9 protein-coding genes are annotated in these 11,761 nt (G+C 56.8%); 3 read left to right on the top strand and 6 right to left on the bottom strand.

Annotated elements, in window-relative coordinates; all coding sequences use genetic code 11:
* The first annotated feature begins 10 nt into the window (after positions 1-10).
* A complete protein-coding gene (locus tag ACIQAL_RS00155) occupies positions 11-1,180 on the top strand; it encodes a betaine/proline/choline family ABC transporter ATP-binding protein (RefSeq protein WP_166593823.1) in 1,170 nt (389 codons plus the stop codon).
* A 626-nt stretch (positions 1,181-1,806) separates the two neighbouring features.
* On the top strand, positions 1,807-2,970 hold the full coding sequence (locus tag ACIQAL_RS00160) for a type III PLP-dependent enzyme (protein WP_166593760.1): 1,164 nt from the start codon (positions 1,807-1,809) through the stop codon (positions 2,968-2,970).
* A 55-nt stretch (positions 2,971-3,025) separates the two neighbouring features.
* Here ACIQAL_RS00160 and ACIQAL_RS00165 read toward each other — a convergent pair whose 3' ends face one another.
* The 6 genes from ACIQAL_RS00165 to ACIQAL_RS00190 all read right to left on the bottom strand — a co-directional run bounded on the left by ACIQAL_RS00165 (position 3,026) and on the right by ACIQAL_RS00190 (position 9,033).
* On the bottom strand, positions 3,026-3,802 hold the full coding sequence (locus ACIQAL_RS00165; RefSeq protein ID WP_401141194.1) for a hypothetical protein: 777 nt from the start codon (positions 3,800-3,802) through the stop codon (positions 3,026-3,028).
* A gap of 28 nt (positions 3,803-3,830) precedes the next feature.
* Positions 3,831-4,898 (bottom strand): alpha-xenorhabdolysin family binary toxin subunit A, encoded by a 1,068-nt coding sequence (locus tag ACIQAL_RS00170; protein ID WP_401141197.1) that lies wholly within the window; start codon positions 4,896-4,898, stop codon positions 3,831-3,833.
* A gap of 210 nt (positions 4,899-5,108) precedes the next feature.
* Positions 5,109-6,107, bottom strand: coding sequence for an alpha-xenorhabdolysin family binary toxin subunit B (locus tag ACIQAL_RS00175; RefSeq protein WP_401141200.1), 999 nt, complete (start codon positions 6,105-6,107; stop codon positions 5,109-5,111).
* A gap of 3 nt (positions 6,108-6,110) precedes the next feature.
* Complete coding sequence (locus ACIQAL_RS00180) at positions 6,111-7,298, bottom strand: alpha-xenorhabdolysin family binary toxin subunit A (protein ID WP_401141203.1); 1,188 nt, start codon at positions 7,296-7,298, stop codon at positions 6,111-6,113.
* Positions 7,299-7,544: 246 nt separating this feature from the next.
* Positions 7,545-8,351, bottom strand: a complete 807-nt coding sequence (locus tag ACIQAL_RS00185; RefSeq protein WP_401141206.1) for a tetratricopeptide repeat protein — start codon at positions 8,349-8,351, stop codon at positions 7,545-7,547.
* A 1-nt stretch (position 8,352) separates the two neighbouring features.
* On the bottom strand, positions 8,353-9,033 hold the full coding sequence (locus ACIQAL_RS00190; protein WP_401141209.1) for a Fe2+-dependent dioxygenase: 681 nt from the start codon (positions 9,031-9,033) through the stop codon (positions 8,353-8,355).
* 195 nt (positions 9,034-9,228) lie between these two features.
* On the opposite strand from ACIQAL_RS00190, the gene ACIQAL_RS00195 reads away from it, so the two are divergent.
* Entirely contained in the window at positions 9,229-11,481 is a 2,253-nt protein-coding gene (locus ACIQAL_RS00195) for a TonB-dependent receptor (protein WP_401141210.1), read from the top strand.
* Positions 11,482-11,761 lie beyond the last annotated feature (280 nt).

Consider the following 11,761-nt stretch of genomic DNA (forward strand, 5'->3'; position numbering starts at 1 on the left):
TGCCAAGACCATGATCGAACTGCAAGACCTCACCAAGACGTTCCAGAGCAACGGCAAGGAAGTGAAAGCCGTCGATTCCGTGAGCCTGACGGTCAATGAAGGCGAAATCTGCGTGTTCCTTGGCCCATCGGGTTGCGGCAAAAGTACGACGCTGAAAATGATCAACCGCCTGATCATGCCGACCTCCGGCAAGGTGTTGATCAATGGCGAAGACACCACTCAGCTCGACGAGGTGACCCTGCGCCGCAACATCGGCTACGTGATTCAACAGATCGGCCTGTTCCCCAACATGACCATCGAGGAGAACATCGTGGTCGTGCCCAAATTGCTGGGCTGGGACAAACAGAAATGCCACGACCGCGCTCGCGAGCTGATGAGCATGATCAAGCTGGAGCCGAAGCAGTATTTGCATCGCTATCCGCGCGAATTGTCGGGTGGCCAGCAGCAGCGGATCGGCGTGATTCGCGCACTGGCGGCCGATGCGCCGTTGCTGCTGATGGACGAGCCGTTCGGTGCGGTTGACCCGATCAACCGCGAGATGATCCAGAACGAATTCTTCGAGATGCAGCGTGCGCTGAACAAGACCGTGATCATGGTCAGCCATGACATCGACGAAGCCATCAAGCTGGGTGACAAGATCGCGATTTTCCGCGCAGGCAAGCTGCTGCAGATCGATCACCCGGACACGCTGCTGGCGCACCCGGCGGACGATTTCGTCAGCAACTTCGTCGGGCAGGACAGCACCCTCAAGCGTCTGCTGTTGGTGAAAGCCGAAGACGCCGCCGACAACGCGCCGAGCGTCAGCCCGGAGACGCCGGTGGCCGATGCCCTGGAAGCGATGGACGAAAACGACCGCCGCTACGTGGTCGTCACCGACGCCGCGAACAAGGCCATGGGCTACGTGCGTCGCCGCGACCTGCACCGCCAGACCGGCACCTGCGAGCAATACCTGCGCCCATTCAACGCAACCGCCGCCTACGACGAACACCTGCGCATCCTGCTGTCGCGCATGTACGAGTTCAACCGCGCATGGCTGCCGGTGCTGGACGCCGAGAACGTGTTCCTGGGCGAAGTGACGCAGGAGTCAATTGCGGCGTACCTGAGTTCAGGGCAATCGCGCGGCAAGAAGACCAACATCGTTTCGCCAGCAGAAGCGGCGGAGCAGGCGGCGTCGGTTTAAGGTAACGGGATCAGACGCAGCCCCATCGCCTGATCCCACGCCTTCGCGAATGAATTCGCTCCCACCGTCAGCCCGCGTTCAGCCTCTATTGCGGCACGACTTGCCACCTCTAACGGTTGAAATGCAATCGACCTGTAGGAGCGAATTCATTCGCGAGGGGATGGCACCCACAACGCTTCTCTCTCGCCTGAGACCCACCTCGCTAGCCGCCTGGCTCGCCGGGGGCAGCGCCATTGAAATCACAGCCGCTGGCAAGTCGTGCCGCTGCAGTGCGTTCGTCTGCCTGTTCGATCACCGGGAACATCAGCCTGTCACATCGGTCGGTTACTACAGGGTGATTGAACGAGCGTGCAGGCCCGTCTGGCAAAAACGGGCAGAAACGCGACATTTTTTGTTGATCTCCAGCCCTTCAGGTCCTAAAGTTCGCGCCGAACGTCCATGCTGGAAACGATCCATCCGGCTCAAGTACTGACGACGAGACAGCAAGGCCAACCGGAGATACATGACCGGATGGCCTTTTTGCTTTCGGTCAACGGCCTTGGGAAGTAGGCGAACCAAAGTGGGGATACGGAGGACGTTCATTTGCACCCATTGTTTTTTTCCGTTTGCCAACAGGAGTCCCCCGCATGTCGATCCAGGTCGAAGATTATTTCGAGAAAAGCACCTTCGCTAAAATGAAGGCGTTCGCCGACAAGCAAGAAACCCCGTTCGTGCTCATCGATACGGCCATGATCAGTCAGGCCTACGATGACCTGCGTGCCGGTTTCGAATTCGCCAAGGTTTACTACGCGGTCAAGGCCAACCCGGCCGTCGAAATCATCGACCTGCTCAAAGAGAAAGGTTCGAGCTTCGACATCGCCTCGATCTACGAGCTGGACAAAGTGATGGACCGTGGCGTTGGCCCGGATCGCATCAGCTACGGCAACACCATCAAGAAATCCAAGGACATTCGCTACTTCTATGAGAAGGGCGTACGTCTGTACGCGACCGACTCCGAAGCCGACCTGCGCAACATCGCCAAGGCCGCGCCGGGTTCGAAAGTCTACGTGCGTATTCTGACCGAAGGCTCAACCACTGCTGACTGGCCTCTGTCGCGCAAATTCGGCTGCCAGACCGACATGGCGATGGACCTGCTGATCTTGGCCCGTGACCTGGGTCTGGTGCCCTACGGCATCTCCTTCCACGTGGGTTCGCAACAGCGCGACATCTCCGTGTGGGACGCCGCGATTGCCAAAGTGAAGGTGATCTTCGAGCGCCTGAAAGAAGAAGACGGCATCGAACTCAAGCTGATCAACATGGGTGGCGGCTTCCCGGCGAACTACATCACCCGTACCAACAGCCTGGAAACCTACGCTGAAGAAATCATCCGCTTCCTGAAGGAAGACTTCGGTGATGACCTGCCGGAAATCATTCTGGAACCGGGCCGTTCGTTGATCGCCAACGCCGGTATCCTGGTCAGCGAAGTCGTACTGGTTGCGCGCAAGTCGCGTACCGCCGTCGAGCGTTGGGTCTACACCGACGTGGGCAAGTTCTCCGGCCTGATCGAAACCATGGACGAAGCCATCAAGTTCCCGATCTGGACCGAGAAGAAAGGCGAAGTCGAAGAAGTCGTGATCGCCGGTCCAACGTGCGACAGCGCCGACATCATGTACGAGAACTACAAGTACGGCTTGCCACTGAACCTGGCCATCGGCGACCGCTTGTACTGGCTGTCCACGGGTGCGTACACCACCAGCTACAGCGCTGTTGAATTCAACGGCTTCCCGCCGCTGAAATCGTTCTACATCTAAGCGTCAGCGCTTATGAAAAAAACGGCATCCATCGGAGTGCCGTTTTTTTTGCATTTCAAAAACTGAATCGCAGGATATGGGCGAACGTGTAGTCCACCAGACGTTGCGCCTCACGGGCAGAACTGGCAGCCGATTGACAGGACACCGTCATACGCCGAGGCGACTGATTCGCCTTCAAACCCCGGACTTCCCGAACCGTGGCGTTCAGAAGGCCAGACAGGCGTGAGCAATAAGCGCCCATATTGCCTGCCGAGAGAATCGTCGTGTTGTAGGCGCGTCGATGCCATTCAAGGCTGCTTCTTGCCGAGGCCAGACGGCTCTCATCTCTTAGCGCGCTGTTGAGTGTCTCGGGAAGTGTTCTGGAGGCTCCTTTGATCAGCAGCCCTTTTCGTTTCGCGTATTCGTACGTCCTCATGTTCATGAAGTCCATGAACCGGGGGATGGTTTGTTTGGCGCAAACGATGATGCGCTCGCATTCTGCCTGTTGTCGTCTGAATGCCTCTTCGTGACGTGACAGGTCCTGCGTGATTTGCCTGATCCGGCTGTCGAACGGGTTGCTGTCCAACAGTGAAATCACCTCGCTCAGTGTCTTCTTGGTGTCCTGGTGGATCGCGCGAATCTGCGTCGCACTGTTGCGCCAGAGCGGAGCGCCCTGCCGCGCCGTCGCAACGGTCTGATCCATCGCAGGCTCTTTGTATTTGCCGTACTCGGCCTGTGGCACCAGATCGAGTTTGATCTTGAAGGCTTCGATGTACTGAGGAAGCTTATCGAGATAGCCGATGTTGAATCCAAGATAAGCGACGTCTTCGGATTCGATGAGATGCGTTGTCATAGTGCGCCCTCCTTGGCGTTACAGATGGTCATTGATGCCCGTAATCTCTGCGGAACTCACGGTCGGCGTCTTTGAACACCTTGAGCAACAGGTCCGCTTGGTTTTTGATTTGCTCCCAAGGCTTGGCGACCTGTTTGAAAGCGTTCAGCAAACGACGAAGAGCCAGCGTGCTGTCGATCTTGCCTGCCTCTTGAACCGAATGTTTCAGATACGTGTCCAGGGCCACCCATGCGAACGCTAAGTTCGTGGTCGCAGTGTAGGCGTCGCCAATGACCAGATTGAGGTCCTGCAAATCATTGCGTACCCGCTGCAATGAGGCGTGGATAGTGTTTTTCTGCGACAACAGATCGATGCTTTTTTCTTGTTGCAGGCGCAGCGCATTGATCTGTTTGCGCACTTTGTCGGCATCGATGCCGTAGTAGATGCCCAGGCCAACCAGCGCAAAACTTGCGCCAACCGATTTCTTGACCAAGGTCTGGTATTCCCGCTGCTTTTCCTCGATATCAGTGGCACGTCGATTGATGGCGTTGTTCAGGTCACGAATGTCCTGAGGCAACGAGTGGGTGTCGATGCTTTTTAACTTGCCCTTCACATCACGCATTACGTCTGCCGACAATTGATCGGAGAAAGTATCGAGGCGACGTTTGAGCGCCGCTGTCGCATCCTGGCGGTGCAGGACGAGGGTAGCCACCTCTTGAACGTAGTGCAGGAAATCCGCGTGATCTTCCGGAGCCAATGATTCGGAAGACTTGGCCTTGATTTCGTCGTAAAGCTGTTGGGCAGCTTGTCCATACACCTGCATCTGATCGGCGAATACCCACAACTCACTGCCGACGTTCATCAGGTCGGTGCGAAGCGGATTCCATTGCGATGCATGACGATGAATGCGGCTGAAACTTGTCTGAAAATCCGAGGCTTCGAGATTAAGGCCCGCACCTTTTTCGTACCCGAGATACCCGACAACCTCTTTAAGCGTCGTCGGCAACGCGAGGCCATAGGTTTCATAGCGCTTCAAGTTGATCAATTGTTCTTTCGTCAGAATGAGGCCGGGCGCGCGAACGGCTTCTTCATCCGTGCCCGCCGCCGCAGCGATCAATGTGCCAGGCAGGCGCTGCGCCAGATCAAGTTTCTCAGTGCGAAGGGGTGCGTCATCCAGTCCATTGGAAGGGTTCATCATATTGATCCTGTCATGAGAGGAAGTGCGAGAGAGGCAGGGCTGGTGTGAGTCCCGCGGCCTCAGGTAAGAAGCCGGGACGAACAGGGTTCGCTCTTCCCGGCCGGCGCTGTTCAGCGCTGAAGATGAATGTCAGGGGATCACTTTCAGGTGTTTCGCCAGTGTCAGCGCGTCCACGATGAGTTGAGCGATAGCGTCCTGGTTGTCAGCATTGACCGAGCTGTGCGTGCTCAGGAAAGAGCGCTTGGCTGCAACGATTTTTTCGAACTCGGCGATGTACTGCGCGCGGTGATCGTCGAAATCATGGCATGCGACGATCAGCTCTTTTTTGGACGTGACCAGACCCAGTTCATGGGCCTTTTCCTGAGTGCTGGCGATCAGGGCATCGATCTGCTTGCGCAAGGTGTTGCGGGCTTCGACCATGCCGAGGTAATTGATCAGGCCTTCGGCTTTTTCCAGGATCTGTTGCACCAGTTCGATGGCGCCTTCCACGGCGATCAGTTGCGGGGGCGTCATGCCCAGTTTCACCAGCTCCTGCGCGGTCAACGCTGTGTCTTTCGCCAATGCGCTGAAACCCTTGGCTTCGATCACCGCCATTGCGTCTGTCAGCGCTTTTCGCTTTTCTTCCAGCGCAGTCTGGCGTTCCTTGATTTCCAGCACTTCCGACGGCAAACGCACTTGATCGTCTTCGAGTTGCTTGATGTACGACTGGGTGGCGGCGCGGTCGACGGGACTTGCCAGGGCGGTCATCAGATTGCTGAGCGTCATCTCTTTCTTGCCGACGATACCCAGGATGGTTTCAACCCGATGAACGATGTCCTCAACGATTTCTTCCTTGTCGGACTCGGGGGCGCTCTGGAATTCCTCATGAAGTTCGCGGAGTGTGCCAACGTTCATGTCCAACAGGATATCCATCGATTGGGCGGTGTCGCGAAGCTTGGAGTGCGCGTCACGCAGCGAACGATCCAGATCAGAAATTCGGCCATGCAATGAGGGCAAGTACTGCGTTTGAGTGAAAAGCCGCTTCACCTCGAGGGTGGCGTCCGCTGCTTTGGTCTTCGCCTGTTGCAGCGCGTGGATGTTCAATTCGGGGTAATCGGCGCGGGTCGGGAATCGGGCAATAGTGCTCATGGTTTAAACTCCGTAATCTTCTCTGAATTCGCGGTCTGCTTCAGCAAACACGCGTTTTAATTTTTCGGCGTCCACCTCGATGGTTTCCCACGGTTTAACCACCAGGTTGAATTGATTTTTGAACCGGCGCATGGACAGCGCGTCGTTGATACCTTTGACTTCGGCTGCGGAACTGGCGATGAATGTGCCCAGCGAGTTCCAGACACTGATCAGGTTCTTGGTGGCGATGTCAGCGTCAATCACGATGAGGTCAAGGTTCTGAAAGTCCATCCGAACCCGGCCAAGCGCCGCCAGGATCTGGTTCTTTTGCGCCATCAGCGCGATGTCCTTTTCCTGCTCTTCGGTTAACTTATTGCGTTCTTTTCGGATCTTTTCGGCTTGTACACTGGAGTAAATCATCATGACCAGATTGCCCGCGACGGCACCGATGGCCTGCTTGACCAGTTCTTTGTATTCCTTGTTTTTCTCTTCGATGGCCAGTGCGCGGTTATCGATTTTTACTTGCAGTGTTTTGATTTCGCTACCTAGCTTGTTGTTGTCAATGAGTGACAGCTTGAGCTTGATGGCCGGGCCTACTTGTTCAGACAATTGTCTGCCAAACGCGTCAAGACGCTGTTTGATACGAAGGGCTTCAGTTTCCTGCTCTTTCACTTTATTGAGAATTTGGTCCAGGTAATAACCCAGGTCATTGCGATCTTCGGCCTCAATGCCCGGGAATTTTTTGCCCAGCTCAAGTTCGACTTTGCGCAGATCTTCAAGTGTCTTGATGTTGTATTTTTCGATCAGACCCAGTGCCTTTATGTCGTCGAAGACCTCTTGCATGCTTGCGCCATAGACCTGAATGGACCCGGCGAACACCACGAGTTTGGTGTTAACGGTCAGCAGGTCTGTGCGCAGAGGATTCCACAGTCGGGCGTGGCCGTTGATGACTTTGAACGTCTGCTGAAAGTCAGCAGCCTCCAGGCCACGGCCCGCGCCCCTTTCGTAACCCAGATAGGCAATGACGTCTTTCAGAACGGTGGGGAGTGCCAGGCCGGCAATCTCGTATTTCTTGAGGTTTTTGACCTGCTCTTTGGTCAGGATCAGCCCGGTGTCTCGGGCATCGTTTTGCGGGGTCGCTACCGATGAGCCAAACAGTCTCGCAGGATCGTTTGCTGCGTCGGTCGCAAGGTTTTCTGTGAATTGAGACATATCATTAGTCCTTTAATGATGTCGCGTTACTTTTCTGAAGTTAATAAATGCTTCAGATGCAGATTGGTTAATGTGTCTGCACGAGAAGGAGATTAAGTTGTGCTTTTGAAGAGGTCAAAGCGGAAAAATAGTCTGTGCCTGTAGGACAATTCAGGATTGTGAAAGAGAGAGTCGAGCTCGCCCAATTAAATCAGGGGGGGAAGATGTGATTGCAGGTGTTTTGAAATTTCATTCAGGCAAACCGAGTTACACATTTCCCCCACAATCGTTTAAAAGTGCACGATATTCCGCCGCGTCTTCCTGATTGCCCATCTCTGCCGCACGTTGGTGGTAATCCAGTGCCAAGGCGCGAACCTCCGGGTGCCACGCTTGCAGCAGCGTCTTGCGGCTCACGCGCAAGTAGTTGAGGTTGCCTATTTGAAGGGCTGTTCTTAGCCAAACGACCGCTTCTTCGATTCGCCCATGATCGGCGAGCACGGCGGCATGGCTGAACTGCCCACGAAAATCACCAGCCTCTGCCGAGCGGCGATACCAGTCGTGCGCGGCCTGCACGTCCTGTTCACAACTCACGCCTTCTTCGAGATAGCGGCCCAACAGGTTCATTGATTTGGCGTGACCCATGCGCGCAGCCTTGCGGTAACACGCCAGCGCGCGGGCCTGATCCTTGTTGACGCCCCGGCCGGTTGCCAGCAGGTTGCCGTAGTTATAAAAGCCCCAATCCAGTTCGACTTCTGCGGCTTGCCGGTAATACTCGGCAGCCTTGGTGGCATCGGGTTCGCAGCCCCAGCCGTGCTCGTGGCAACGTCCGGCCATGTTGGTGGCCATCGCGTGACCGTTGCGCGAGGCGATCTGAAACCAGGTCAGGGCCAGCGCCGCGTCCTGTTCGATGCCGGTGCCGTCCAGCAGGATCTGGCCTAGCAGCGCTTGGGCATCGACCATGTTCTCCTGAGCCGCAATCAGGATTGCCCGCGCTGCGCTTGCAGGGTTTTCCTGAAGCATGTCACGCAGTTGTTGGCCGCTCAGCACGTCTTCCCGTCGCAGTGTCCAGCTCATGTCAGACCTCGACCCATTGGCGCAGCAGGTTGTGGTAGGTGCCTGTGAGTTGAATCAATGACGGGTGATCGGGCACGTCACGACTGAGCTGTTGCATGGCCGTGTCCATTTCGAACAACAACGTGCGATGACCGTCGTCGCGCACCAGGCTTTGGGTCCAGAAAAACGATGCGTAGCGAGCGCCCCGTGTCACGGCGTTGACTTTGTGCAGGCTGGTGGCGGGGTAGAGCAGCATGTCGCCCGCAGGCAGTTTGACCGAGCGGGTGCCGAACGTGTCCTGAATCACCAGTTCGCCGCCGTCATAGTCGTCGGGGTCGCTGAAGAACAGCGTCGACGACAGATCAGTGCGCACGCGCTCGATGCTGCCTTTGGCCTGACGCACGGAATTGTCGATGTGAAAGTCGAAGCTGCCCCCGCCGATGTAGCAGTTCACCAATGGGGGAAACACTTTATGGGGCAGGGCGGCGGACATGAACAGCGGGTTCTGCCACAGCCGCTCAAGCATCGCGGCGCCGATTTCCTTGGCCAGCGGATGACCTTCAGGCAATTGCAGATTGTGCTTGGCCTTGGCCGACTGGTGACCTGCCGTGATCTTGCCGTCCGCCCATTCGGTCTGCTCCAGGGCTTCGCGGATGCGCAGCACTTCCTCGCGGGTGAACAGGGCGGGAATGTGTAGAAGCATGGCGAAGGGACTCGGGAACAGAAAAAGGTAGCGAATGGTAGTGATTCTTATTGGCTGTGTAAAACCCTGCAAGCGCGCGAAGACGTATGAGCGACGTAAATCCGTAAAGCTAAATTGTAAAGATTGTAAGTTTTATGCGAATACAAATGATTCCCAACTATATTCCGCGGCCTCAACATTCCTTGGGGAAGGAAAATGTCGCGCCAATCACAACCGTCATCCGCACATGCGCAGCGCTCAATCGCAAGCGCTGTGGGCGTCGCTATCGCTGCCATGTCTGCCAGTCAGTGGGTACACGCTGCTGAAGCCACTTCGGATAAAGCGCTGAATCTGGGTGCCACTACGATCGATGGCGAGGCGGTCGACACGGCGTACAAGACCGAGGAGTCGACGTCCAAGAAGTACACCGCGCCTTTGCGCGACACGCCAAAGAGCGTCACGGTCATCCCGCAGCAAGTGATTCGCGACACCGCCGCCACCAGCCTGGCGGACGCCCTGCGCACCACCCCAGGCATTACGTTCGGTGCTGGCGAAGGCGGCAACCCGAACGCCGACCGCCCGATCATTCGCGGTTTCAACGCTGAGAGTGATGTGTTCATCGACGGAATGCGCGACGTGGCGGCCCAAAGCCGCGAGATCTTCAACGTCGAATCCGTCGAGATCAGCAAGGGGCCGGGCTCTGCGTTCACGGGTGCAGGTTCCACGGGCGGCAGCCTGAACCTGATCACCAAAGGTGCGCATCTGGGCAATGCCTACAACGGCGGCTACACCTTTGGCTCGGATCAGACCCAACGCTACACGCTGGACGTCAACCAGCAGATGACCGACACCTCGGCGGTACGCCTGAACCTCATGAAGCATGACGCCAATGTCGCTGGCCGTAACGACGTCGATGTCAGCCGCTGGGGGTTCGCGCCGTCCTTCGCGTTCGGCCTGGGCACTGATACGCGCGTCAAGGTTGACTACTACCATTTGTCCACCGATGACATGCCTGACTACGGCATCCCGTTGACCAGCACGACTGGGCGCAGCAAGTACGTCGTCGACAAGCCGGCGCACGTCAACGAGAACAATTTCTACGGCCTCACCGGACGCGATTACCGCAAGAGCGTCAATGACAGCGGTACGTTCCGGGTCGAGCATGACCTGAACGACAACCTGACCCTGTCCAACAGCTTCCGGATGTCGCGTTCGACTCTGGATTACATCGTCACCAACCCCGATGACAGCCGCGGCAACGTCGCCAATGGCCTGGTGTCGCGCTCGGCGAAGAGCCGTAACTCGACGTCCAGTGGCTTCGTCAACCAGACCGACCTGCAAGCGAAATTCAGCACCGGTTTTGTTGAGCACAGTTTGGTGACAGGCGTCGAGTTCTCGTACCAGGACACCCACAACCGCGCTTATAACGTATTGAGCGCGACGGGAGGCACTATCGGATCGACGTGCAATGCGGCGTTGTTGAGGTCTGGCGACTGCACCAGCCTGTATGACCCAAGCCCTAAAGACGCGTGGAACGGCACCATTACCGACAGCCAGGCGTTCACCGACACAGACACCAAGACCAGCGCCGCTTATGTGTTCGATACGCTGAAGTTCAACGATCAATGGTCGCTCAACCTTGGGCTGCGCTACGACGACTATGAGGTCAAGTCCAGCGGCTACAGCACGGGTGGTCGTGGCACGGTGGCCGGGACGTTCAAGCGCGAAAACACCAGCCAGCTCTGGAACTACCAGGTCGGCCTGACGTACAAGCCGTTGCCGAACGGCAGCGTCTACGCCGCCTGGTCGACCTCCAGCAACCCGTCGGGTGAAACCAGCGGTAACGGCGGTCTGGAACTCGCTGCCAACAACACTGATCTCGATCCGGAAAAGAACCGCAACTACGAGATCGGCACCAAGTGGGACTTCTTCGACGACAACCTGTCGCTGACCGCCGCTCTGTTTCGCACCGAGAAAACCAACGCCCGAATCACCGATCCTGACAACGCCACTTTCCAGGTGCTCGATGGTGAGCAACGTGTCGATGGCCTCGAGCTGACCTACGCCGGCAACATCACCCGCAAGTGGAAGGTCTACGGCGGCTACACCTACATGGAGAGCGAAATCGTCAAGGCCACCAACAAGGCTGACGAAGGCAATCACATGCCGAGCACGCCGCGTAACAACTTCAACTTCTGGTCCACGTATGAACTGGTTCCGAAGCTGACCGTCGGCGCGGGTGCGACCTTCGTGGATTCGCGCTTTGGCAACGAAGCCAATTCGGTCGAGGTTCCGTCCTACTGGCGCTACGACGCCATGGCGACTTACGCCCTGACCAAGAACGTTGATCTGCAGCTGAACGTGCAGAACCTGACCGACAAGCGTTACTACGATCAGGTGTTCACGACGCACTACGCGCACATGGCGGCGGGTCGTACAGCACTGATGAGCGCCAACTTCCACTTCTGATAAAGAAGCGGAATCGAGAAGCCCCACCTGCCTTTGGCGGGTGGGGCTTTTGTGTGAAGAGCATGGTTGTGCTTCTGATTCTGGCCGCAGGCCGTAGGAGCTGGCTTGCCTGCGATCTGCTGCGCAGCAGCAGTAAACCCTGCTAACCCGTTGCATCTGACAGATCGAGGACTCTGGTTTTACTGCCGCTGCGCGCCAGATCGCAGGCAAGCCAGCTCCTACGGCCTACGGCCAGAGTCAAAAACAGAGCGTGCGGTCTGCGGGCGGAATCAAAAACAGA

This window comes from Pseudomonas sp. NPDC088368 (assembly GCF_044753445.1).
Lineage (GTDB): Bacteria > Pseudomonadota > Gammaproteobacteria > Pseudomonadales > Pseudomonadaceae > Aquipseudomonas > Aquipseudomonas bambusae.